At 56.9% G+C, this 22,982-nt stretch carries 21 protein-coding genes; 14 read left to right on the top strand and 7 right to left on the bottom strand.

All coding sequences use genetic code 11. From position 1 onward, the window contains the following. Positions 1–27: 27 nt before the first annotated feature. Complete coding sequence (gene pbpG / locus GVO84_RS15115) at positions 28–951, top strand: D-alanyl-D-alanine endopeptidase (RefSeq protein WP_121425332.1); 924 nt, start codon at positions 28–30, stop codon at positions 949–951. 94 nt (positions 952–1,045) lie between these two features. Here the strand turns inward: pbpG and GVO84_RS15110 are convergent, their stop codons facing one another. Together GVO84_RS15110 and dld are read right to left on the bottom strand one after the other, a co-directional pair. Continuing rightward, positions 1,046–1,600, bottom strand: a complete 555-nt coding sequence (locus GVO84_RS15110; RefSeq protein ID WP_121425333.1) for a GNAT family N-acetyltransferase — start codon at positions 1,598–1,600, stop codon at positions 1,046–1,048. A 112-nt stretch (positions 1,601–1,712) separates the two neighbouring features. Then, positions 1,713–3,461, bottom strand: a complete 1,749-nt coding sequence (gene dld, locus GVO84_RS15105) for a D-lactate dehydrogenase (RefSeq protein WP_159514563.1) — start codon at positions 3,459–3,461, stop codon at positions 1,713–1,715. A gap of 189 nt (positions 3,462–3,650) precedes the next feature. On the opposite strand from dld, the gene bglX reads away from it, so the two are divergent. From bglX to GVO84_RS15080, 5 genes are all read left to right on the top strand, one after another. Next, complete coding sequence (gene bglX, locus GVO84_RS15100) at positions 3,651–5,948, top strand: beta-glucosidase BglX (protein WP_159514562.1); 2,298 nt, start codon at positions 3,651–3,653, stop codon at positions 5,946–5,948. A 147-nt stretch (positions 5,949–6,095) separates the two neighbouring features. Beyond that, complete coding sequence (gene osmF, locus GVO84_RS15095) at positions 6,096–7,013, top strand: glycine betaine ABC transporter substrate-binding protein OsmF (RefSeq protein WP_159514561.1); 918 nt, start codon at positions 6,096–6,098, stop codon at positions 7,011–7,013. A gap of 12 nt (positions 7,014–7,025) precedes the next feature. Beyond that, a complete protein-coding gene (locus tag GVO84_RS15090; RefSeq protein ID WP_159514560.1) occupies positions 7,026–8,183 on the top strand; it encodes an ABC transporter permease in 1,158 nt (385 codons plus the stop codon). Next, positions 8,176–9,126, top strand: coding sequence for an ABC transporter ATP-binding protein (locus GVO84_RS15085; RefSeq protein WP_159514559.1), 951 nt, complete (start codon positions 8,176–8,178; stop codon positions 9,124–9,126). Before GVO84_RS15090 ends, GVO84_RS15085 begins: the two co-directional genes overlap by 8 nt. Continuing rightward, positions 9,110–9,847: an ABC transporter permease gene (locus GVO84_RS15080; protein WP_064672827.1), complete on the top strand. Its 738-nt coding sequence runs from the start codon at positions 9,110–9,112 to the stop codon at positions 9,845–9,847. Before GVO84_RS15085 ends, GVO84_RS15080 begins: the two co-directional genes overlap by 17 nt. Here GVO84_RS15080 and GVO84_RS15075 read toward each other — a convergent pair. Both GVO84_RS15075 and mlrA read right to left on the bottom strand, forming a co-directional pair. Further along, positions 9,822–9,935 (bottom strand): protein YohO, encoded by a 114-nt coding sequence (locus tag GVO84_RS15075; RefSeq protein ID WP_008500895.1) that lies wholly within the window; start codon positions 9,933–9,935, stop codon positions 9,822–9,824. The genes GVO84_RS15080 and GVO84_RS15075 overlap by 26 nt on opposite strands. Positions 9,936–10,004: 69 nt before the next feature. Next, on the bottom strand, positions 10,005–10,745 hold the full coding sequence (mlrA, locus tag GVO84_RS15070; protein ID WP_159515655.1) for an HTH-type transcriptional regulator MlrA: 741 nt from the start codon (positions 10,743–10,745) through the stop codon (positions 10,005–10,007). Positions 10,746–10,962: 217 nt separating this feature from the next. Here mlrA and GVO84_RS15065 point away from each other — a divergent pair, with 217 nt between their 5' ends. The 3 genes from GVO84_RS15065 to GVO84_RS15055 are packed head-to-tail and all read left to right on the top strand — an operon-like array spanning position 10,963 to position 13,878. Next, entirely contained in the window at positions 10,963–12,648 is a 1,686-nt protein-coding gene (locus tag GVO84_RS15065) for a sensor histidine kinase (protein ID WP_032642882.1), read from the top strand. Beyond that, positions 12,642–13,361 carry a two-component system response regulator BtsR gene (gene btsR / locus GVO84_RS15060; RefSeq protein WP_032658907.1) on the top strand — a complete coding sequence of 240 codons (720 nt, stop codon included), beginning with the start codon at positions 12,642–12,644 and terminating at the stop codon, positions 13,359–13,361. The genes GVO84_RS15065 and btsR overlap by 7 nt, the downstream gene beginning before the upstream one ends. Before the next feature lie 46 nt (positions 13,362–13,407). Next, positions 13,408–13,878, top strand: coding sequence for a DUF1456 family protein (locus GVO84_RS15055; RefSeq protein ID WP_058686259.1), 471 nt, complete (start codon positions 13,408–13,410; stop codon positions 13,876–13,878). Between the two features lie 107 nt (positions 13,879–13,985). On the opposite strand, the gene metG is transcribed toward GVO84_RS15055, so the two are convergent. Next, entirely contained in the window at positions 13,986–16,019 is a 2,034-nt protein-coding gene (gene metG / locus GVO84_RS15050; protein ID WP_159514558.1) for a methionine--tRNA ligase, read from the bottom strand. 137 nt (positions 16,020–16,156) lie between these two features. On the opposite strand from metG, the gene apbC reads away from it, so the two are divergent. Next, a complete protein-coding gene (gene apbC / locus GVO84_RS15045) occupies positions 16,157–17,266 on the top strand; it encodes an iron-sulfur cluster carrier protein ApbC (RefSeq protein ID WP_029740176.1) in 1,110 nt (369 codons plus the stop codon). 92 nt (positions 17,267–17,358) lie between these two features. Here the strand turns inward: apbC and GVO84_RS15040 are convergent, their stop codons facing one another. Together GVO84_RS15040 and GVO84_RS15035 are read right to left on the bottom strand one after the other, a co-directional pair. Beyond that, positions 17,359–17,814, bottom strand: coding sequence for a GNAT family N-acetyltransferase (locus GVO84_RS15040; RefSeq protein WP_236545864.1), 456 nt, complete (start codon positions 17,812–17,814; stop codon positions 17,359–17,361). Continuing rightward, a complete protein-coding gene (locus tag GVO84_RS15035) occupies positions 17,789–18,121 on the bottom strand; it encodes an RcnB family protein (protein ID WP_023336316.1) in 333 nt (110 codons plus the stop codon). Before GVO84_RS15035 ends, GVO84_RS15040 begins: the two co-directional genes overlap by 26 nt. Before the next feature lie 486 nt (positions 18,122–18,607). Between GVO84_RS15035 and GVO84_RS15030 the strand changes: the two genes are divergently transcribed. The 4 genes from GVO84_RS15030 (at position 18,608) to GVO84_RS15015 (ending at position 22,968) form a co-directional block, all read left to right on the top strand. Beyond that, on the top strand, positions 18,608–19,747 hold the full coding sequence (locus tag GVO84_RS15030; RefSeq protein WP_121425340.1) for a polysaccharide export protein: 1,140 nt from the start codon (positions 18,608–18,610) through the stop codon (positions 19,745–19,747). Next, positions 19,747–20,196, top strand: a complete 450-nt coding sequence (locus GVO84_RS15025) for a protein tyrosine phosphatase (protein ID WP_159514556.1) — start codon at positions 19,747–19,749, stop codon at positions 20,194–20,196. Before GVO84_RS15030 ends, GVO84_RS15025 begins: the two co-directional genes overlap by 1 nt. After that, on the top strand, positions 20,196–22,376 hold the full coding sequence (locus tag GVO84_RS15020; RefSeq protein WP_159514555.1) for a polysaccharide biosynthesis tyrosine autokinase: 2,181 nt from the start codon (positions 20,196–20,198) through the stop codon (positions 22,374–22,376). Before GVO84_RS15025 ends, GVO84_RS15020 begins: the two co-directional genes overlap by 1 nt. A 76-nt stretch (positions 22,377–22,452) precedes the next feature. Continuing rightward, positions 22,453–22,968 (top strand): protein disulfide oxidoreductase, encoded by a 516-nt coding sequence (locus tag GVO84_RS15015; protein ID WP_159514554.1) that lies wholly within the window; start codon positions 22,453–22,455, stop codon positions 22,966–22,968. Positions 22,969–22,982 lie beyond the last annotated feature (14 nt).

The following is a 22,982-nucleotide window of genomic DNA, read 5'->3' as shown; positions in this document are numbered from 1 at the left end:
GCGTGAATAATTATCAGAAGTCTCACCATGCTGAAATTCCGAGTCTCTTTACTTAGCCTGGCGCTGCTGCTGGGCGCGTCCGCTGCCGTGCCGGCCGTCGCTAAAACGCCCGCGGTGACCGCCGCTGCTGCCCAACCGCAAATTGCGTCCGGCAGCGCGATGATTGTCGATCTCAACACCAATAAGGTGATCTACGCCAGCCACCCGGACCTGGTGCGCCCGATCGCCTCGATTACCAAATTAATGACCGCGATGGTGGTGCTTGATGCCCATCTGCCGCTGGACGAAAAGCTGAAAGTGGACATCAGCCACACGCCGGAGATGAAAGGGATCTACTCTCGCGTGCGTCTGAACAGTGAAATCAGCCGTAAAAATATGCTGCTGCTGGCGCTGATGTCGTCTGAAAACCGTGCGGCGGCGAGCCTGGCGCACCACTATCCGGGCGGCTACGACGCCTTTATCCGCGCGATGAACGCGAAAGCCAAATCGCTGGGAATGACCAATACGCATTATGTTGAACCGACGGGTCTGTCGATCAACAACGTCTCCACGGCCCGCGATCTGACGAAACTGTTGATTGCCAGCAAACAGTATCCGCTGATTGGTCAGCTCAGTACCACCCGTGAAGAGATGGCGACCTTTGCGAACCCGGCCTATACGCTGCCGTTCCGCAATACTAACCACCTGGTATACCGCGATAACTGGAATATTCAGTTAACGAAAACCGGCTTTACCAACGCGGCAGGACACTGTCTGGTGATGCGCACGGTATTTAACGGTAAGCCGGTGGCGCTGGTGGTGATGGATGCCTTCGGCAAATATACGCACTTTGCTGACGCGAGCCGCCTGCGTACCTGGATTGAGACCGGGAAAGTGCAGCCCGTTCCGGCCGCAGCATTGACGTATAAAAAGCAGAAAGCGGAACAGATGGCGACGGCGCAGAACGACTGAGCCGTTAGTGCGCGCTGATGCCCTCACCCCGACCCTCTCCCACAGGGAGAGGGAGAAAACACTAAAAACGGTAACCTGGGTTACCGTTTTGCTTTTATTCCGGCAGCGTCCAGTCTCCATCGTTGAGCGGGCGCTGCATAATCACCGTATCCCGCCAGTCGCCTTTCTTATACCCTACGCTTCGCAGCTGACCGACAATCTCGAAGCCGTGCTTTTTATGCAGCCGCAGCGAGCCTGAATTATTGTTGCCATCTCCCACAACGGCAATCATCTGCCGCCACGGGCCTTGCTCGCAGCGGGCGATCAGCGCATCCATTAATGCCGAGCCAAAACCGCGCCCGGTAATGCTGGCATCCACGTAAATCGACTCTTCCAGGGTATAGCGGTAGGCGTGTCGCGGACGGTAAGGCGTGGCGTAGCAGTAGCCCACCACGATGCCGCGATACAGCGCGATAAGCCACGGTAAACCGTTCTCAGCCACGCTTTTCATCCGCTGACGCATTTCGTCGATAGTCGGGGGGACTTCTTCAAATGACGCGCGCCCGTGAAGCACATGCCAGGCATAGATGGCGGCGATGGCATGCACATCATCGGGAAGGGCATCACGCACTTCCAGTTCGGTCTCGGATAAAACATCAACAGCCGACATGATGTGCCTGCTCCTCGTAATAGAATGCCGGAGAAACGTTACTCCGGCGTCAGAGCGTCACTCTATTACGATTAAGGCACGCTAAACAATCTCTCAAATTTGGCTGTAGGAATTAATCAGACGCTTGCGTTATGCGCTGCTCCGCATCTTCGCTCTCTTTCCAGTATTTCTTCCGCGTTGTTTTACCAATCCCGGGATTCATGCTGTTTGTAGGGTCATTCTCGCGATAAAACTGCTTAAGTGCGTCAGGGGCTTTATAAAGATGCCCGACGTTGTGTTCCGCAGGATATTGTGCGCCGCGTTCGCGCAGCAGGGCGAGCATCTGCTCCTTCAGTTCGTGTGCATCAACCCCTTTTTTGACGATGTAATCCTGATGGAAGACATAACACATAAAGTGGCCGTAATAGAGCTTGTGCACCAGCTTGCTGTCGATTTCCGGCGGAAGGTGCTCAAACCACTCGGTGTCGTTACGGCGCAGGGCGATATCCAGCGCCAGAATATCTTCCACCTCTTCGGAATGCACCGCCTGGTAACGGATGGCGGCACCCGCAGCGGCAAAACGGTGCAGGAAGGCTTTGCTGCCCTCTTCCGGCGTGCAGGCAAAGAAATCACCCTCAGCGGTTTTGAAGAACTCGGTAAGCCAGGTCTGCGCTTCGGCAATCCCGTCTCCGGCCATCTTCAGCAGCAGGTGGTGCTCATACTTATCGCGCCAGGTTTTCATTCGCTCCGGTAAGTGCGCCGGGAAAACGTTGCCCAGCTTCTGCATAAAGCGGTCGGTGAAGTGGGGTTTGAACAGCGACACTTTCTCCAGCATCGCGTCGGTGCGGCCCTTCATGGTGAAGAAGAACGGCATTTTGTCGGTGCCGAGCTTGTCGATCATCAGGAACGTATCTTTGCCGTAACGCTCGGCGATGTCGTAAATGTCCCGGTGCATGTACTCGCCCGCGACCGGCAGATGGGTAAATTCGCCCAGAATATGACGACGAATTTCGGTCAGAACGTCAGGCTGATTGGTACCGATGTAAAACACCTGCTGCTTTTTCTCTGCCGGGAAGGTATCCAGACGCACGGCAAAAACGGCAAGCTTCCCGGCGCAGCCGGAGGATTCAAACAGGCGGTCCGGGTCGGCGTTGTAGCGCGCTGGCGTATCGGCATCGATATCCCGCACGCGGGTCACGTAGTCGTGATCGTGCGCGTGGCGGCCATCGTGCTGCACGTCTTCGTCCTTCACGCGATCGTCGTCAAGCTTGCTGAGGATCTGCTCTGGCGTCACGCCGAGATCGATGCCCAGATGGTTGACCAGCGTCAGCTTGCCGTTTTCGTCAATACGGGCAAACAGCGACATCTCGGTGTAGGCAGGCCCGCGCTGCACCAGCGAGCCGCCGGAGTTGTTGCAGATCCCACCGACCACCGAGGCGCCAATACAGGAGGAGCCAATCACCGAGTGCGGCTCGCGACCCAGCGGCTTAAGCGCTTTTTCCAGGGAGTAGAGCGTCGTGCCGGGGAACGCGAGCACCTGCTCGCCTTTATCCAGCAGGTGCAGCTTGTCGAGGCGCAGGGTGCTGATAATCACGATGTCGCGATCGTAATCGTTGCCGTTCGGCGTGGAGCCTTCGGTCAGGCCGGTATTGGCGGCCTGCATTAAAATAATCTTGTCGGCGGCGACGCAGGCGCTCAGGACGCGCCACAGCTCCAGCAGCGTGCCGGGGAAGACCACCGCCAGCGCCTCGCCCTGACCGGAGCGGAAACCTTTACGGTAGCGGGCGGTTTTGGCCGGGTCGGTAAGCAGGTGAGAGGAGCCAACCAGGCGCGACAGTTCGTTAATAAAAGCCGTGTTATCGTTTGTTCGAACAGAAGACATCTTCCACTCCTTGTGGTGGGGCAAATTTCTCGCTGTAAAGCATAGCGCGATTAACTGTTAAGCGGTCGAGTATTCACGAGAAAAATCAGAGAATAACCCTGCAACGTTCTGAGGGTTTGTGGCACACTGCGCTTTTCGCACGGTATGGCCGAGATCGTCCGGCGGTTATTGATGAGAGAGTAAAACGACATGAAATGGCTATGTTCTGTAGGTGTCGCCGTCAGCCTGGCGCTGCAACCTGCGCTGGCAGAGGATTTGTTTGGCAATCACCCGCTCACGCCTGAAGCACGGGACGCGTTTGTCACGGAATTGCTCAAGAAAATGACGGTTGATGAGAAAATCGGCCAGCTGCGTCTTATCAGCGTCGGCCCGGATAACCCGAAAGAGGCCATCCGTGAGATGATCAAAGACGGGCAGGTAGGGGCGATTTTTAATACCGTCACCCGCCAGGATATCCGCAAAATGCAGGATCAGGTGATGGACCTCAGCCGCCTGAAAATTCCGCTGTTCTTCGCCTATGACGTAGTGCACGGCCAGCGTACCGTCTTCCCCATCAGCCTCGGCTTAGCCTCCTCCTTTAATCTCGATGCGGTGAAAACCGTCGGGCGCGTGTCCGCCTATGAAGCGGCGGACGACGGTCTGAACATGACCTGGGCGCCAATGGTGGACGTCTCGCGCGATCCGCGCTGGGGCCGCGGCTCGGAAGGCTTTGGTGAAGATACGTATTTAACCTCCACGATGGGTAAAACCATGGTGGAAGCGATGCAGGGCAAAAGCCCGGCGGATCGCTACTCGGTGATGACCAGCGTCAAGCACTTCGCGGCCTATGGCGCAGTGGAGGGCGGTAAAGAGTACAACACCGTCGACATGAGCCCGCAGCGCCTGTTTAACGACTACATGCCGCCGTATAAGGCAGGGCTGGATGCGGGCAGCGGCGCGGTGATGGTCGCGCTGAACTCGCTGAACGGCACGCCTGCGACGTCCGATTCCTGGCTGCTGAAAGACGTGCTGCGCGACCAGTGGGGCTTTAAAGGCATCACCGTTTCTGACCACGGCGCGATTAAAGAGCTGATTAAACACGGTACTGCCTCCGATCCGGAAGACGCCGTGCGCGTGGCGCTCAAGTCCGGCATCAACATGAGCATGAGCGACGAGTACTACAGCAAATACCTGCCGGGGCTGGTGAAGAGCGGCAAGGTCACGATGGCGGAGCTGGACGATGCCGCGCGCCACGTGCTGAACGTGAAATACGACATGGGGCTGTTTAACGATCCATACAGCCACCTGGGGCCGAAAGATTCTGACCCGGCAGATACCAACGCTGAAAGCCGTCTGCACCGCAAAGACGCGCGTGAAGTGGCGCGCGAAAGCCTGGTGCTGCTGAAAAACCGCCTCGACACGCTGCCGCTGAAAAAATCCGGCACCATTGCCGTGGTGGGCCCGCTGGCCGACAGCAAGCGCGACGTGATGGGCAGCTGGTCTGCCGCGGGCGTGGCCGATCAGTCCGTGACCGTGCTGACCGGGATCAAGAGTGCCGTGGGTGAAAACGCGAAAGTGGTGTACGCCAAAGGGGCGAACGTCACCAACGATAAAGACATCGTCACCTTCCTCAACCAGTACGAGGAAGCGGTGAAGGTTGATCCGCGCACGCCGAAGGAGATGATTGACGAGGCGGTGAATACCGCGAAGCAGTCTGACGTGGTGGTCGCGGTCGTGGGCGAGGCGCAGGGTATGGCGCACGAGGCCTCCAGCCGTACCGATATCACCATTCCGCAGAGCCAGCGCGATCTAATCGCCGCCCTGAAAGCCACCGGCAAGCCGCTGGTGCTGGTACTGATGAACGGGCGTCCGCTGGCGCTGGTGAAAGAGGATCAGCAGGCTGACGCTATTCTGGAAACCTGGTTCGCCGGTACCGAAGGCGGTAACGCTATCGCCGACGTGCTGTTTGGTGATTACAACCCGTCGGGCAAGCTGCCGATGTCTTTCCCGCGCTCCGTCGGGCAGATCCCGGTGTACTACAGCCACCTCAACACCGGTCGTCCGTACAACGCCGACAAGCCGAACAAGTACACGTCCCGTTACTTCGACGAAGCTAACGGCCCGCTGTATCCGTTTGGTTACGGTCTCAGCTACACCACCTTCAAGGTCTCTGACGTGAAAATGTCGGCAACGAGCCTGAAGCGTGACGGCAAAGTTACCGCCAGCGTTGAGGTGACCAACACCGGCGAGCGCGAAGGGGCAACGGTGATTCAGATGTACGTGCAGGATGTCACCGCGTCGATGAGCCGTCCCGTGAAGCAGCTGCGCGGCTTCGAGAAGGTCAACCTGAAGCCTGGCGAAACCCAAACCATCAGCTTCCCGATTGACGTGGACGCGCTGAAGTTCTGGAACCAGCAGATGAAATATGATGCGGAACCCGGCAAGTTTAACGTCTTTATCGGGGTGGACTCCGCCCGCGTGAATAAAGGCGAGTTCGAGCTGCTGTAACCTTTCCCTTCTTTGCATCCCCCGTCCTGCGGGGGATGCGTCTTACCTTATGCTAAAAAGGCATTTTGACGGTTAATTCGGCCGTTTTAAGCTACGCTTTTCTCTCAAGCCTCTGAAAAAGGCAGCAAAATAAATGAGGATAGTAGAATGACGATTGCAAAGGGGATGTTGGGATCTGCGGTGCTGCTGGCGGCGCTGAGCCTGCCGTTACAGGCGGCGGAGCCGGTAAAAGTGGGCTCAAAAATCGATACCGAAGGGGCGCTGCTCGGCAATATTATTTTGCAGGTGCTGGAAAGCCACGGCGTGAAAACCGTCAATAAAGTTCAGCTCGGCACCACGCCCGTCGTGCGCGGGGCGATCACCTCCGGCGAGCTGGATATCTATCCGGAATACACCGGCAACGGCGCGTTCTTCTTCAAACAAGAAAACGATCCGGCATGGAAAAACGCTAACGCCGGGTATGAGAAAGTCAAAAAACTCGACGCGGAACAGAACAAGCTGGTCTGGCTGACGCCGGCCCCGGCCAACAACACCTGGACTATCGCGGTGCGCAAGGACGTGGCGGAGAAAGGTAAGCTGACCTCGCTTGCGGATCTCAGCCGCTATCTGAAAGAGAAGGGCGACTTTAAGCTCGCTGCGTCCGCGGAGTTTATCGAGCGTCCTGATGCGCTCCCGGCGTTCGAAAAAGCCTACGACTTCAAGCTCGACCAGGCGCAGCTGCTCTCGCTGGCGGGCGGGGATACCGCGGTGACCATCAAAGCGGCGGCGCAGCAAACCTCTGGCGTTAACGCGGCCATGGCCTACGGCACCGACGGCCCGGTGGCGGCGCTCGGCCTGCAAACCCTGACCGATCCTAAAGGCGTACAGCCGATTTACGCCCCGACCCCTGTCGTGCGTGAGGCGGTGCTGAAAGCCTATCCGGAGATTGCCGACTGGCTTAAGCCGGTCTTCGAAAAACTGGATGAAAAAACGCTGCAGCAGCTGAATGCCAGCATTGCCGTCGAGGGGCTGGATGCCAAAAAAGTGGCCGCCGACTTCCTGAAACAACAAGGGCTTGTGAAGTAACGGGAAAGGGCTGTGCCAATAAAATGTCATAACCGCGTACTGCTGCTGCTGGCCTGCGTGGCCATCGCGGCAGTCGCGCTGCCGTTTGTAAATGTCGCCCCTAACCGCCTGATGTCAGGGGAGGGGCGCTATCTCTGGGAAGTGTGGGCGTTCACGCCGTGGTGGCTGGCGGCGGCGCTGGCCGCGTGGGTTGCGCTATCGCTCTGGCAGGGGCGCACGGCGCAGTGGCTGACGCTGCTCCTCGCTGAAGGGCTGTTTATCCTCCTCTTCTGGGGAGCCGGGCAGGCGGCGACGCATATGGCGTCAGCGGAAAGTCCGCTGGCGAGAACCACGGTGGGCAGCGGCCTCTGGCTGTGGCTGGCGCTGTGTCTGCTGGCCAGCAGCGATGCCATTCGTCGACTCATCTCCAGCGCCGTCTGGCGCTGGGTGCTCAACGCGCAGATATGGTGCATTCCCTTGTTCCTGCTGTTCAGCGGGGAGCTGAACAATCTTTCGCTGCTAAAAGAGTACGCCAACCGTCAGGAGGTGTTTGATGATGCCCTGGCGCAACACCTGACGATCCTCTTCGGCACGCTGATCCCGGCTCTGCTGATCGGGATACCGCTCGGCATGTGGTGCTATCGCCATCCTTCACGCCAGGGCGGGGTCTTTGCCGTACTCAACGTGATCCAGACCATTCCTTCCGTCGCGCTGTTTGGCCTGCTGATTGCCCCGCTGGCCGGGCTGGTGAAGTCATTCCCGGCGCTGGGAACGCTCGGCATAGCCGGAACGGGGTTAACCCCCGCGCTCATCGCGCTGGTGCTGTATGCGCTGCTGCCGCTGGTGCGCGGCGTGGTCGCGGGTCTGGGCCAGGTCGCGCCGGATGTGCTGGAAAGCGCCCATGCGATGGGGATGAGCGCACGGCAGTGTTTCTGGAAAATTCAGCTCCCGCTGGCGCTGCCCCTGCTGCTGCGCAGCCTGCGGGTGGTGGCGGTACAAACCGTCGGCATGGCGGTGATTGCGGCGCTGATTGGCGCGGGCGGCTTTGGCGCGCTGGTGTTCCAGGGGCTGCTGAGCAGTGCGCTCGATCTGGTGTTATTGGGCGTGGTTCCCACGATTGCGCTGGCGGTTGTCGTCGACGCGCTGTTTGCCTTATGGCTCGCGCTGCTCAGGAGAAGAGCCAATGATTGAATTTCATGATGTCAGTAAAACCTTTGCCGGTCGCCCGGCGGCGAGCCATCTGAACCTGAACTTTGCCGAGGGGGCGTTTTCCGTGCTGATTGGCACCTCGGGCTCGGGAAAATCCACCACGCTGAAGATGATCAACCGCCTGGTTGAGCATGACAGCGGGTTGATCCGCTTTGCCGGAGAAGAGATCCGCAGCCTGCCGGTGCTGGAGCTGCGCCGTCGGATGGGCTATGCCATTCAGTCTATCGGCCTGTTTCCCCACTGGACGGTGGCGCAGAACATCGCCACCGTGCTGCAGCTGGAGAAATGGTCGCGGGCAAAAATCGCTGACCGGGTGGATGAGCTGATGTCGCTGCTGGGGTTAGAGCCCGCGCTGCGCGATCGCTATCCGCACCAGCTTTCCGGAGGCCAGCAGCAGCGCGTGGGTGTGGCGCGCGCGCTGGCGGCCAACCCGCAGGTGCTGCTGATGGATGAACCCTTCGGCGCGCTGGATCCGGTCACGCGCGGGGCGCTGCAGGCGGAGATGACCCGTATTCACCGCATTCTCGGACGCACGATCGTTCTCGTGACGCACGATATTGATGAAGCCCTGCGCCTGGCCGACCATCTGGTGCTGATGGATCATGGCGAAGTGGTGCAGCAGGGCTCGCCGCTTGAGCTATTAACATGGCCGAAGAACGACTTTGTGCGCGAGTTTTTTGGCCGCAGCGAGCTGGGCGTGAGGCTGCTCTCCCTGCGGACGGTCAGCGACTATATGCGTCGGGAGGAGCTCCCGGTGAGCGGCGAACCGCTGCAGGCGCAGATGAGCCTGCGGGATGCTCTCTCCGCGTTTGTCGCGCGGCAGTGCGAGGTATTGCCTGTTTCGGACGCACGCGGGACGCCGTGCGGAACCTTACATTTTCGCGATCTGCTGGCCGGGGAGGTGACGCGTGAAGGCACTGCGTGATCCGCTCCTCTGGCTGGTAGCACTCTTTGTCGCCTTACTGTTTCTGATGCCCCACAGCGCGGCGCTGTTTAACGCCCTTTTTCCCGGGCTGCCGCGGCCGGTCTATCAGCAGGAGAGCTTTATTAATCTCGCCCTGGCGCATCTCTGGCTGGTGGCGCTCTCAAGCGTCATCGCGGTTGTGTTGGGGGTAGGGGCAGGCATCGCGGTTACGCGGCCCGCGGGCAAGGAGTTTCGTCCGCTGGTAGAGACAATAGCGGCCATTGGTCAGACGTTTCCCCCGGTGGCGGTGCTGGCGATAGCGGTTCCGGTGATGGGCTTTGGCCAGCAGCCCGCCATTATTGCGCTGATTTTATACGGCGTACTGCCGGTTCTGCAGGGCACGCTGGCGGGCCTCGCGGCGGTACCGGCATCGGTGCTAAGCGTGGCTGAAGGGATGGGGATGAGTCGCGGCCAGCGGCTGCGCAAGGTTGAACTGCCGCTTGCGGCACCGGTTATCATTGCCGGGATCCGCACGTCGGTGATTATTAACATCGGGACGGCGACCATTGCGTCTACGGTCGGTGCCAATACGCTGGGAACGCCGATTATTATCGGCCTGAGCGGGTTTAATACGGCTTACATCGTGCAGGGGGCTGTGCTGGTCGCGCTGGCGGCAATCGTCGTCGATCGCCTTTTTGAGCGGCTGGCGCTGTACCTCAGCCGACACCGCCGCGAACAATAAACGAGTATCCTGCCAGCATCACGCCGCCGATACCGCTCACGGCCATCAGGACAAAAAGGGTAATAATGGCCAGTTTGGTTGCCTTCATCATGTGCTCCTGTTGTTAACGGAACAATTATACGGTGAAGCGCAGCTGTTAATGAACCATTAAATGCCGTTATGGCTCATCCGGGCCAAGGGAATAAACCGGGTAACCATTCTCTCGCCATTCCGTCAGCAGCTGCTGCTGCGTGGCGGACGGCACTTCGCCACACCAGACCAGCAGGGTCTGACCGTCGAAAAATTCGGGCTTAAGCTGCGCCAGCGAGTGCGCCAGCACGTCCACGCGCCAGCCCTTCTGGGTCGCAATCCACGCTTCCAGCCACAGGCGGGTGGTATCGTGCACGTTCCAGCCGACCACCAGCGCATCTTTTCCGGCTTTGTTCTTCGCCGAGGCAAGGCAGACGGCAATGTAGTTGATCAGCACCCCGTCGAGCATGCTGAGCAGCGCCTGCAGGGTGGACTGCTGGCACTGCAGGCGTCGACGGAGCGGAATGAAAAGGTGGTTGATCAGCGTCTGTGCCGGATAATCACGGCCTTGTTCTTTTATCCATGCGCGCAGGCGCTGAAGATTGCCCGCCTGCAGGAGTCGCAGCAGGGTTTCCTGCTGTTCGCGCCAGAGGTGCTGCGTGTCCGGATCGTCGTGGCTCAGCAGGGACTTCACCTTGCCGACCTGCACCCCGTTGTCGATCCAGCTTTTAATTTCGCGAATGCGGTCGATATCGGCCTCATTGAAAAGGCGATGCCCACCGTCGGTCCTCTGCGGTTTAAGTAATCCATACCGTCGCTGCCACGCCCGTAGGGTAACGGGATTGATATCACAAAGGAGTGCCACTTCACCTATTGTGTAAAGCGCCATATTCGCCCCCTGGCTTACGCGTCCCCAGCTTAACTGTAGACTCACTTTGGCGAACCAGGAAGGATTGATTGATTTTTGAACAAACAATGCGAAGCATGCGCGATATTCAGAAAAAGGTGTGATAACGGACACGATTTTGCGCTTTTTTGGGATGCTTCAAAGAAAGTAAACCCGCATCAGTGTATGTTACGCGTTTTTAGCGTGTGCGGTTTTGAGTATGTACGAGTTTAATCTGGTGCTGCTGTTGCTTCAGCAGATGTGCGTGTTTCTTGTCATTGCCTGGCTGATGAGCAAAACGCGCCTGTTTATCCCGCTGATGCAGGTCACCGTACGTCTGCCGCACAAATTCCTCTGTTACGTCGTATTTTCCATATTTTGCATTATGGGGACCTGGTTTGGTCTCCATATCGAAGACTCTATTGCCAATACGCGCGCGATCGGCGCGGTGATGGGCGGGCTGCTGGGCGGTCCCGTCGTCGGTGGCCTTGTCGGTTTAACCGGAGGGCTGCATCGCTATTCCATGGGCGGGATGACGGCGCTCAGCTGTATGATCTCGACGATCGTGGAAGGGCTGCTCGGCGGGCTGGTGCACAGCTACATGATCAAACGCGGCCGCCCGGATAAAGTCTTTAGCCCTCTCACCGCCGGTGCCATTACCTTTGTGGCCGAAATGGCGCAGATGGCGATCATTCTGCTCATTGCCCGTCCGTTTGAAGATGCGCTGCACCTGGTCAGCAGTATTGCCGCCCCGATGATGGTAACCAACACCGTGGGCGCGGCGCTGTTTATGCGTATTCTGCTCGACAAGCGCGCCATGTTTGAGAAGTACACCTCGGCGTTTTCCGCCACGGCGCTGAAGGTCGCCGCCTCAACCGAAGGGATCCTGCGTCAGGGGTTTAACGAAGAGAACAGCATGAAGGTCGCGCAGGTGCTCTACAAGGAGCTGGATATCGGCGCGGTGGCCATAACCGACCGCGAGCGGCTGCTGGCCTTTACCGGCACCGGGGACGATCACCATCTGCCGGGTAAACCGATCTCCTCAGCCTACACGCTGCGCGCCATTGAAACCGGTGAGGTGGTGTATGCCGACGGTAACGAAGTGCCTTACCGCTGTTCGCTGCATCCGCAGTGCAAGCTGGGCTCCACGCTGGTGATTCCGCTGCGCGGGGAAAATCAGCGGGTGATGGGCACTATCAAGCTGTATGAGGCAAAGAACCGTCTGTTCAGCTCGATCAACCGCACCCTGGGAGAGGGGATTGCCCAGCTGCTGTCCGCGCAAATTCTGGCCGGGCAGTATGAACGGCAGAAAGCGCTGCTGACGCAGTCCGAAATTAAGCTGCTGCATGCCCAGGTCAACCCGCATTTCCTTTTCAATGCCCTCAACACGCTTAAAGCGGTGATTCGCCGCGACAGCGATCAGGCCGCGCAGCTGGTGCAGTTTCTGTCGACCTTTTTCCGCAAGAACCTGAAGCGGCCGTCCGAGATCGTCACCCTCGCCGATGAGATTGAGCACGTAAATGCCTATCTGCAGATTGAGCAGGCGCGTTTCCAGTCGCGCTTGCAGGTGACGCTCTCCGTTCCGGACGAGCTGGCGTATCAGCATCTCCCGGCCTTTACCCTGCAGCCTATTGTCGAAAACGCCATTAAACACGGCACGTCACAGCTTCTGGGGACAGGGGAGATAACCATTGCCGCCAGCCGTTTTAACCACCATCTGGTGCTGGACATTGAAGATAATGCCGGGCTTTATCAGCCTTCCGCCTCCGGCGGTTTAGGGATGAGCCTGGTGGATAAACGCCTGCGCGCGCATTTCGGCGATGACTGTGGCATTACCGTCGCCTGTGAGCCAGACCGATTTACCCGTATTACCGTACGACTGCCACTGGAGGAAAACGCATGTTAAGAGTGCTGATTGTGGATGACGAGCCGCTGGCACGGGAAAACCTGCGCGTTCTGCTGCAGGAGCAGCCTGATATTGAGATTGTGGGGGAGTGCGCGAACGCCATTGAGGCCATCGGAGCGGTTCACAAGCTTCGCCCGGACGTGCTGTTCCTCGACATTCAGATGCCCCGCATCAGCGGGCTGGAGATGGTCGGCATGCTCGACCCGGCGCATCGCCCCTACATCGTGTTCCTGACGGCGTTCGACGAATATGCCGTTAAGGCCTTTGAGGAGCACGCGTTTGACTATTTACTCAAGCCGATTGAAGAGACGCGTCTGGAAAAAACGCTCACCCGTTTACGCCAGGAGCGAACCGTACAGGACGTCACGCTGCTGCCGGAAAACCAGCAGCCGCTGAAGTTTATCCCCTGCACCGGGCACAGCCGAATCTATCTTCTGCAGATGGATGATGTGGCGTTTGTCAGCAGCCGCCTGAGCGGGGTGTTTGTCACCAGCGCGGAAGGGAACGAAGGGTTCACCGAGCTGACCCTACGCACGCTGGAGAGCCGCACGCCGCTGATCCGCTGCCACCGCCAGTATCTGGTGAACATGGCGCACCTGAAGGAGATCCGCCTGGAAGATAACGGCCAGGCCGAGCTGGTACTGCGTGCCGGGCAAACGGTACCCGTCAGCCGTCGCTACCTGAAGAGTTTGAAAGAGGCGATTGGCCTGTAAAACTGGTACACTGCGCGCCATTGCATCATCGACATTCGAAGGCTCTATGCTAAGTAACGATATTCTTCGTAGCCTGCGCTACACCCTGAAAGCAAACAATAACGACATGGTGCGCATTCTTGCGCTGTCCGACATGGAATCCACGTCTGCCGGTTTCGATACCTGGATGACCAAAGAAGATGAAGAGGGGTTTGTTCGCTGCCCTGACATCATTCTGTCGGGATTCCTGAACGGCCTGATTTACGATAAGCGCGGCAAAGATGAGTCTGCGCCTGAGCTGGCGCTGGAGCGTCGCGTGAACAACAATACGGTGCTGAAAAAGCTGCGCATCGCGTTCTCGCTCAAAACGGACGATATTGTGGCGATCATGACCGAGCAAAAATACCGCGTGTCCGTGCCGGAAGTGACCGCCATGATGCGCGCGCCGGACCATAAAAACTACCGCGAGTGTGGGGATCAGTTTCTGCGTAATTTCCTGCGTGGGCTGACCCACCGGGTGCATCATCCGAAGGGGTGATTGCGGAATGGATGCGGCCTGATGCCCTCACCCCGACCCTCTCCCACGGGGAGAGGGAGAAAACAAAATGCCATAAAAAAAGCCGGAGATAATCTCCGGCTTTTTTGTTATTTCACCTGCTGACCCGGCTTAGCGCCTTCGTCTGGGCTTAACAGGAAGATATCTTTCCCGCCAGGGCCTGCGGCCATCACCATCCCCTCGGAGATACCGAAGCGCATTTTGCGCGGTGCCAGGTTCGCCACCATCACGGTCTGACGACCGATCAGCACCTGCGGGTCCGGATACGCTGAGCGGATGCCGGAGAAGACGTTACGCTTCTCGCCGCCAAGATCCAGCGTCAGGCGCAGCAGCTTGTCAGAACCTTCCACGAACTCCGCGTTCTCGATAAGCGCCACGCGCAGGTCGACTTTGGCGAAATCGTCAAAGGTAATGGTTTCCTGAATCGGATCGTCCGCCAGCGGGCCGGTAACCGGTGCCGCAGCCGCCTTCACCTCTTCTTTAGATGCTTCCACCAGGGCTTCAACCTGCTTCATCTCGATGCGGTTGTACAGCGCCTTGAAGGTGTTCACCTTGTGGCCGAGCAGCGGCTGCGCCATGGCATCCCAGGTCAGTTCAGTGTTCAGGAACGCTTCAGCACGGGCTGCCAGCTGCGGCAGAACCGGCTTAAGGTAGGTCATCAGCACGCGGAACAGGTTGATGCCCATGGAGCAGATGGCCTGCAGGTCGGCATCGCGGCCTTCCTGTTTCGCCACCACCCACGGCGCCTGCTCGTCGACATAGCGGTTCGCCAGGTCAGCCAGGGCCATGATTTCACGTACCGCTTTGCCGAACTCGCGCGCTTCCCAGGCTTCGCCAATGGTCGCCGCCGCGTCGGTAAAGGTTTGGTACAGGGCAGGGTCAGCCAGTTCGGCCGCCATCACGCCGTCAAAACGCTTGGCGATAAAGCCCGCGTTACGGGACGCCAGGTTCACCACCTTGTTGACGATGTCCGCGTTCACGCGCTGCACGAAATCTTCCAGGTTCAGGTCGATATCGTCGATGCGGGAAGAGAGCTTCGCGGTGTAGTAGTAGCGCAGGCTGTCCGCGTCGAAGTGGTTCAGCCAGGTGCTGGCTTTGATGAACGTCCCACGGGATTTGGACATCTTCGCGCCGTTCACCGTCACGTAGCCGTGTACGAACAGGTTGGTTGGCTTGCGGAAGTTGCTGCCTTCCAGCATCGCCGGCCAGAACAGGCTGTGGAAGTAAACGATGTCTTTACCGATGAAGTGATACAGCTCGGCAGTGGAATCTTTCTTCCAGTATTCGTCGAAGCTGACGGTATCGCCACGCTTGTCGCACAGGTTCTTGAAGGAGCCCATGTAGCCGATTGGCGCGTCCAGCCAGACGTAGAAGTATTTGCCCGGCGCGTTCGGGATTTCGAAGCCGAAGTACGGCGCATCGCGGGAGATATCCCACTGTTGCAGGCCGGATTCGAACCACTCCTGCATTTTATTCGCCACCTGCTCCTGCAGCGCGCCGCTGCGGGTCCACGCCTGCAGCATTTCGCTGAAGGACGGCAGGTCGAAGAAGAAGTGCTCGGAGTCACGCATCACAGGCGTGGCGCCGGAAACCACGGATTTCGGCTCGATAAGCTCGGTCGGGCTGTAGGTCGCGCCGCACACTTCGCAGTTATCGCCGTACTGGTCCGGGGATTTACATTTCGGACAGGTGCCTTTGACGAAACGGTCCGGCAGGAACATGCCTTTTTCCGGATCGTACAGCTGAGAGATGGTGCGGTTTTTGATAAAACCGTTCTCTTTCAGACGGGTGTAGATCAGCTCCGACAGCTCGCGGTTTTCGTCGCTGTGCGTGGAGTGATAGTTGTCATAGCTGATGTCAAAGCCAGCAAAATCAGTCTGATGCTCCTGACTCATTTCGGCAATCATCTGCTCCGGGGAAATCCCCAGCTGCTGCGCTTTCAGCATGATCGGCGTGCCGTGAGCATCGTCCGCACAGATGAAATTAACCTCGTGGCCGCGCATTCGCTGGTAACGGACCCAGACATCAGCCTGGATATGCTCCAGCATGTGGCCGAGGTGGATTGAGCCGTTGGCGTACGGCAGTGCGCACGTTACCAGAATTTTCTTCGCGACTTGAGTCATAGTAGGCATTACTTCTTTTAACTGTGAAAAGGGTTTTTGATATTACCAAAAGGGGCATTATTAAGTAAGCACAAACCACGGCCTTTCAGGTAAACTTGTTCATCTAAGGTCTTATTCACAAGAACAAAGGAGTCGGGATGAGTTCTCAATCCCAGGCCAAATCACCGGAAGCCTTACGAGCAATGGTCGCCGGGACGCTGGCTAACTTTCAGCATCCAACCCTGAAGCACAATCTCACTACGCTGAAAGCGTTACACCACGTTGCCTGGCTGGACGACACGCTGCACATTGAGCTGCAGATGCCGTTCGTCTGGACCAGCGCCTTTGACGCGCTGAAAGAGCAGACCAGCTCCGAGCTGCTGCGCATTACCGGTGCGAAGGCGATTGACTGGAAGCTGAGCCACAGCATCGCCACGCTGAAGCGCGTGAAAAACCAGCCTGGCGTGAACGGCGTGAAAAACATCATTGCCGTCAGTTCGGGCAAGGGCGGGGTAGGGAAATCCTCTACCGCCGTAAACCTGGCGCTGGCGCTGGCGGCGGAAGGGGCAAAGGTCGGTATTCTGGATGCGGATATCTACGGCCCGTCTATTCCGAACATGCTGGGCGCGGAAAACCAGCGCCCAACCTCGCCGGACGGCACCCACATGGCGCCAATCATGGCGCACGGTCTCGCGACCAACTCCATCGGTTATCTGGTGACCGACGATAACGCGATGGTCTGGCGCGGCCCGATGGCCAGCAAGGCGCTGCTGCAGATGCTGCAGGAGACAATGTGGCCGGATCTGGATTATCTGGTGCTGGACATGCCGCCGGGCACCGGTGACATTCAGCTGACGCTGGCGCAAAACATTCCGGTCACGGGTGCGGTCGTCGTCACCACGCCGCAGGATATCGCGCTGATCGACGCCAAAAAAGGCATCGTGATGTTCGAGAAGGTGGAAGTGCCGGTGCTCGGTATCGTCGAGAACATGAGCATGCACATCTGCAGCAACTGCGGTCACCACGAACCTATTTTCGGTACCGGTGGCGCAGAAAAACTGGCCGCGAAGTATCATACCCAACTGCTGGGACAGATGCCGCTGCACATTACCCTGCGTGAAGATCTGGACAGCGGAAAGCCGACGGTGGTCAGCCGTCCGGACAGCGAATTTGCGGAAATGTATCGCCAGCTGGCGGGACGCGTCGCGGCGCAGCTCTACTGGCAGGGCGAAATCATCCCAGGGGAAATCGCGTTCCGCGCGGTGTAATTCCTCTTCGCTTAGTGCCGGGTGGCGGCTTCGCCTTACCCGGCCTACGAAATGCGGTTTTGTAGGTCAGGTAAGCGAAGCGCCACCTGACTTTACCCAAGCCGATAATGCATCAAATAATACTCTCCGTCCGGAGAATTACCCGTCGCCTCAATGTGCCAGCCGTGTCGCTGGTAAAACGAAATAGCCCGCGCATTCTTCACCAGACACTTAAGCGAACCCGTACTGGTAAACGTCTTCTGTACGTGTTCAAGCAACGCGTGCCCGACGCCCAGGCTTTGATACTGTGGATCGACAAAGAGGTTGTGCAGGAAATTATCGTTTGTCCAGACGGAGGCAAAGCCCAGGCGATGCCCGTTCTGAACAGCAACCCAAATCACTTCGTCACGGGTTGCCGCGTCAAAGTCTTCCAGCTGCCAGTCTGCACTCTCCAGCCATGGCCAGGCTTCGCGCCGGGCGTGGAGGTAGAGCGTGCGCAGGAAAGGACGGTCACTTTCCTGCCAGGGGCGAATCAGGATTGCGTTAGCGGTGATAGAAAATATCTCCATTGTAGGCTTTGTAGATCTTGCCATCAGCATCACCAATCAGCACGTAATTCTCACCCATATAGGTCCAGTGGGTTCCGGCATCCGGCGCCGGCAGGTTACGCAGCTGGTACTGTTTGATGGTGTACTCCGGCGTTTGATACTGCGCCGGTGCCGTGTCGCCAATCTTGAATTTCGTAAAGTCAGCGATGAACTCTTGTTCTTCGTAGGCCTTGATGCCAGATGGCGCAGCGGCCGTTTGCGGGGCAGCGAATGCGGAGCCCGCCAGAGACAGTAATACACCCAGAAGCAGCAATTTACGCTTAGCCATTTTTTCTCCAGTGATATTGTTACAGATACTTTTCGTCTGCGGGTCGTGCAAAGCGGAGCAGACGGTCCATTTTAAGTATCAACGCAGGGTATGTTTGAAAAAAAATGTAACAAAAGTGGACGGTTTTGTGTAGTCGAATGGGATGATGTTTATCACTATGGTGAATATTGTCTGTGCTTAATATTTTTAATATTTATTATTTCATTAATCAATTCTGAAAATAACTTTTCACATCAAAATTGGACTGCTCTGCGAATGCTTTCCCACTATAGAAGATTTAATATTGCCTTCGTGTAAAGCGGGCTTGCTTCCGTTTTTTTTACAGGGTTGAGTATTGCTTTTGTTTTTTAGAGAGCAGTTTGGTCACGTTTTACAATGCCAGAATTTCATATTGCATAAGAATAAGCAATTAAATTTCATGATCTTAGGTGAAGTTTCTTTGCAAGCTTGACGATAAACGCAACGTTAAAAAGAAATATTTATATAATGAAAGCTACAACTGCATTTTCGCTGTTATTTCTTACTGTTAGTCAATTAACAGGGTGTGTATTTTCCCCCGGCCAGAATTTGAGTGTATCCGGGAAAAAAGTCATTGCTGCGGAAGACGCCAATTATCAGCTTGATAAGCGCGTGGAAATTTTTCCTCTGACGCCGGGATTGATTGAAAAACTGCGTCCGGCCGTATCGAAATCTCAGGCAAATCCTAATCTGGATGAGCAGATCAAAAACTGGGAATACCGCATTGGCACAGGCGACATCCTGACGGTCACCGTCTGGGATCACCCGGAATTAACGACGCCCGCGGGGCAATATCGTAGTGCGAGCGATGCCGGTAACTGGGTCAACGCCGATGGTACGCTCTTTTATCCCTACGTCGGTAAACTGCGGGTGGCGGGAAAAACGGTTTCACAGGTACGTGAAGAGATTACAGCGCGACTGGATAAAGTCATTGAGAGCCCGCAGGTGGACGTCAGCATTGCCGCCTTCCGTTCGCAAAAAGCCTACGTTACCGGAGAGGTCGAAAAATCGGGCCAGCAGCCCATAACCAATATTCCGCTGACGGTGATGGATGCGGTCAACGCCGCTGGCGGTCTTTCAGCGGATGCCGACTGGCGTAACGTTGTGCTCACGCATGATGGCCAGGACTCCCGTCTTTCGCTCTATGCGCTGATGCAGCATGGCGATTTGACTCAAAATAAGCTGCTTTATCCTGGCGATATCCTGTTTATTCCCCGCAACGACGCGCTGAAGGTGTTCGTGATGGGCGAGGTGGTTAAGCAGAGCACGCTTAAGATGGATCGTAGCGGCATGACGCTGGCCGAAGCCCTGGGGAATGCCGGGGGGCTTAACCAAAATATGGCCGATGCAACCGGCATTTTTGTTATTCGACAGGTAGCGAAAAAAGGCGACACGGACAAAATTGCCAACATCTATCAACTGAATGCGGAAGACGCCTCAGCCATGGTGCTGGGTACGGAATTCCAGCTGGAACCGTATGACATTGTCTACGTTACCACCGCACCGTTATCACGCTGGAACCGCGTGATTACCCAACTGGTGCCTACCATCAGCGGCGTTCATGACCTGACCGAAACCGTTCGTTACATCAGATCGTGGCCGCAGTAATGTTCCAGTCAATCTTAGTGGTCTGCACCGGCAATATTTGCCGTTCACCGATGGGTGAGCGGCTGTTGCGTCAGCAATTACCCGGCCAGCAGGTGACCTCGGCAGGGATATTGGGGCTTGAAGGGCATCCCGCAGATGCGACTGCGCAGGCTGTGGCCCGGCGTCATGGTGTTTCGCTGGAGGGGCACGTTGCCCGCAAGGTGACGCGCAGCCTGTTGCAAAAATCCGATTTGATTCTGGTCATGGAGCCGGAACATCTCCGTTACATAGCTGCTATGGCCCCGGAGAACCGGGGAAAATCGCTCCTCTTTGGACAATGGCTGGAAACCAGGGACATTCCCGACCCGTATCACAAAAGTCGTGAAGCCTATGAATATGTTTTCGAGCAATTAGGAAAAGCCAGTCAGGAATGGGCTCGTCGTTTGAGTCAACAAGGAATAAAGCAGTAATGTCGTCTTCTAAATCAGAAAAATATAGTGCTGCAACGTCGCAGAATAATGAGATCGATCTTCTTCAGCTGCTTGCTGAGATGTTTGATAACCGGGTGACGATCGCGTGCGTCACGCTGCTGCTCACGGTATGTGCGGGGATCTACGCGTTCAGCACCACGCCAGTTTATCAGGCTGATGCCCTGGTACAGGTTGAAGCGAAGCAAGACAACTCGCTGCTCAAGAACCTGGCCGCGTTCGGGTCCGATCTCTCGCCCGACGTTGCGCCAGAACTTTTACTCCTTAAATCACGAATGATCCTGGGAGAAACCGTCGATCGGCTAGGGCTGACGTACAGCGTTAAGCGGCGCGTGTTCCCTGTCATCGGGACCTTATGGGAAAAGGTTCTGGGACGTAAATCCGATAAAATAACGATTGGCGCGCTGACTATTCCTCTCCTGGAAGGGAAGCCACAAACGCTTTTACTCACCGTACAGGAGCAGGGGCGGTATCGTCTTGAGGGAAAAACGCTTGAGGCAGAGGGCATCGTGGGTAAAACCCTGGCTAAAGACGGCATATCGCTTCTGGTGACATCCCTCAGCGCGGAACCCGGCACCCGGTTTACCCTCGAAACCGTCACAAGGCTTGACGCGATCAACGCCATTCAAAACAGGCTTACGGTTGTAGAGTCGGCGAAACAGAGCGGTATGATCGCATTAACGTTAACGGGTGAAGACCCCGGCAAGATCGCCACGGTGCTTAATACGATTGCTGAAAATTTTCTTAGCCAGAATATTGCGCGCCAGGAAGCGAAAGATTCCCGCAGCCTCACGTTCTTACAGGATCAATTACCTAAGATCAGCCGGGAACTGGATGAAGCCGAAGCGCGACTGAATGCCTACAGAGAGCAGCGCGATTCTGTCGACTTATCTCTGGAGGCAAAATCGGTTCTCGATCAGGTGGTTAACGTGGAAAACCAGCTTAACGAGCTGACGTTTCGCGAAGCAGAGGTTTCCCAGCTTTTCAAAAAGGACCATCCCACCTACCGCGCTTTGCGGGAGAAGAAACAAACGCTTGAGCGTGAGCGCGCGCGTCTGAATAGCCGCGTCTCATCCATGCCTTCCACGCAGCAGGAAATCTTACGCCTGAGTCGTGACGTTGAATCCGGGCGTACCATCTACCTGCAGCTGCTGACGCGTCAGCAAGAGCTGAGTATCTCGCGCTCCAGCGCTATCGGCAACGTGCGGATAATTGACCCGGCCGTGACGCAGCCGGCCCCAATCAAGCCGCGCAAAGCGCTCATTATCGTGCTGGGTATGCTGATGGGCTTGATGCTCTCTGCCGGAACGGTTTTAGTGCGCTCAGCCTTTAAGCGGGGCATTACCTCGTCTGAACAGCTGGAAGTGCAGGGGATACCGCTTCTGGCGACGCTCCCGCGCTCGGTGTGGCTCTGGAAAAAAACGCACCTGCGCAGGAGAAACCTGTTTGCTCCCCACTGGAAGCACAGGACGTCGAACATCCCTTTTCTGCCCGTTGACCGTCCGGCAGATATGTTCGTCGAGGCGGTGCGCGGGCTGCGCACCAGCCTGCATTTTACCATGATGGATGCCGCAAACCGGATCGTCGTGGTGTCTGGCCCCACGCAGGACTGCGGAAAGACGCTGGTCAGTACGTCACTGGCGTCGATTGCCGCTCAGGCCGGACAGCGAGTGCTGTTTATTGATGCGGATATGCGCAAGGGATATGTCCACAATGTTTTCAAACTGAGCAATCATCGGGGACTATCCAGCGTGCTTGGAGGCGCCGTTGAGTGGCAGGAGGCAATTCAACGCGTCGAGAAAGGCGGTTTTGATGTATTGACCTGCGGACCCCAACCTTTGCATCCCGTTGAGCTGCTGATGAGCGAACGCTTCCAGGTTATGGTGTCGCAGATAGACAACCATTATGACATCGTCATTGTAGACACCCCACCTGTGCTTGCCGTGACGGATGCCTTGCTGATAGCCAGAGCAGCGGCTACCACGCTGCTGGTCGCCCGCTTTGGTAAAACCAGCGTCAAGGAGATCGAGCACTGCCTGAAGCGTCTGCAGCAAATGGGTGTGCAGGTGAATGGCGCGATCCTCAATGATATCGTGAAATCGGCAGCGCTCTATTACAACTCGGGATATAGCCATTACGACTACGGCTATACCCAGGAGTAAACCTGGCGCGACACTTCTTTACAGCGTGATGGCGTATTGCCCGTTAAGATGACCTTCGTTAAAACATGAGGTCACAATGGATAACCGCAAAATCAGTCGACTGCGCCGCTGGGCGCGGGAAGGGATCATACTCGTTCTGCTGACGCTGGCCGTGGTATGGGGTGTCGATCGATATCGTAAACCGACACTCCCTGCCAGTTTTAGTACAACACCGATGCAGAGCATCGATGGCAACATTTACGATATCGCGGCGCTCAGCCAGGAGCGTCCGCTGCTGATTTACGTCTGGGCCACCTGGTGCAGTATATGCCGTTACACGACGCCTTCCGTTAATCAGCTGGCAGAAGAGGGCGGGAACGTGGTGAGTATTGCCATGCGTTCCGGCGATAACGCAAAGCTTGCGCGCTGGGTTGAAAAGAAACAGCTGAAAATGCCGGTGATAAACGATGAAAACGGCGCGCTGTCGCAGCAGTGGCAGGTGAGCGTAACGCCGACAATAGTGATTGTGTCGAAGGGTAATGTGGTCAGTACCACGACGGGCTGGACGAGTTACTGGGGATTAAAAACCAGGATGTGGTGGGCAGGGCTTTAAAATAACCCCTCTCC

Origin of the sequence: Enterobacter sp. SM3, assembly GCF_009811935.2 — a bacterium.
In the GTDB taxonomy this organism is placed as follows: domain Bacteria; phylum Pseudomonadota; class Gammaproteobacteria; order Enterobacterales; family Enterobacteriaceae; genus Enterobacter; species Enterobacter asburiae_D.
The sequence above is the reverse complement of the archived record's forward strand: the minus strand, read 5'-3'. Positions and strand labels throughout refer to the sequence as shown.

Excerpts from the sequence above, each read along its gene's own strand:
- btsR (WP_032658907.1), top strand. The coding sequence starts at position 12,642 with ATGTTAAGAGTGCTGATTGTGGATGACGAGCCGCTGGCACGGGAAAAC.
- GVO84_RS15020 (WP_159514555.1), top strand. The coding sequence starts at position 20,196 with ATGTCGTCTTCTAAATCAGAAAAATATAGTGCTGCAACGTCGCAGAAT.
- GVO84_RS15055 (WP_058686259.1), top strand. The coding sequence starts at position 13,408 with ATGCTAAGTAACGATATTCTTCGTAGCCTGCGCTACACCCTGAAAGCA.
- mlrA (WP_159515655.1), bottom strand. The coding sequence starts at position 10,745 with ATGGCGCTTTACACAATAGGTGAAGTGGCACTCCTTTGTGATATCAAT.
- GVO84_RS15065 (WP_032642882.1), top strand. The coding sequence starts at position 10,963 with ATGTACGAGTTTAATCTGGTGCTGCTGTTGCTTCAGCAGATGTGCGTG.
- GVO84_RS15075 (WP_008500895.1), bottom strand. The coding sequence starts at position 9,935 with ATGAAGGCAACCAAACTGGCCATTATTACCCTTTTTGTCCTGATGGCC.
- GVO84_RS15040 (WP_236545864.1), bottom strand. The coding sequence starts at position 17,814 with ATGGAGATATTTTCTATCACCGCTAACGCAATCCTGATTCGCCCCTGG.
- GVO84_RS15015 (WP_159514554.1), top strand. The coding sequence starts at position 22,453 with ATGGATAACCGCAAAATCAGTCGACTGCGCCGCTGGGCGCGGGAAGGG.
- GVO84_RS15110 (WP_121425333.1), bottom strand. The coding sequence starts at position 1,600 with ATGTCGGCTGTTGATGTTTTATCCGAGACCGAACTGGAAGTGCGTGAT.
- osmF (WP_159514561.1), top strand. The coding sequence starts at position 6,096 with ATGACGATTGCAAAGGGGATGTTGGGATCTGCGGTGCTGCTGGCGGCG.
- GVO84_RS15025 (WP_159514556.1), top strand. The coding sequence starts at position 19,747 with ATGTTCCAGTCAATCTTAGTGGTCTGCACCGGCAATATTTGCCGTTCA.
- GVO84_RS15030 (WP_121425340.1), top strand. The coding sequence starts at position 18,608 with ATGAAAGCTACAACTGCATTTTCGCTGTTATTTCTTACTGTTAGTCAA.
- GVO84_RS15035 (WP_023336316.1), bottom strand. The coding sequence starts at position 18,121 with ATGGCTAAGCGTAAATTGCTGCTTCTGGGTGTATTACTGTCTCTGGCG.
- metG (WP_159514558.1), bottom strand. The coding sequence starts at position 16,019 with ATGACTCAAGTCGCGAAGAAAATTCTGGTAACGTGCGCACTGCCGTAC.
- apbC (WP_029740176.1), top strand. The coding sequence starts at position 16,157 with ATGAGTTCTCAATCCCAGGCCAAATCACCGGAAGCCTTACGAGCAATG.
- pbpG (WP_121425332.1), top strand. The coding sequence starts at position 28 with ATGCTGAAATTCCGAGTCTCTTTACTTAGCCTGGCGCTGCTGCTGGGC.
- bglX (WP_159514562.1), top strand. The coding sequence starts at position 3,651 with ATGAAATGGCTATGTTCTGTAGGTGTCGCCGTCAGCCTGGCGCTGCAA.
- dld (WP_159514563.1), bottom strand. The coding sequence starts at position 3,461 with ATGTCTTCTGTTCGAACAAACGATAACACGGCTTTTATTAACGAACTG.
- GVO84_RS15085 (WP_159514559.1), top strand. The coding sequence starts at position 8,176 with ATGATTGAATTTCATGATGTCAGTAAAACCTTTGCCGGTCGCCCGGCG.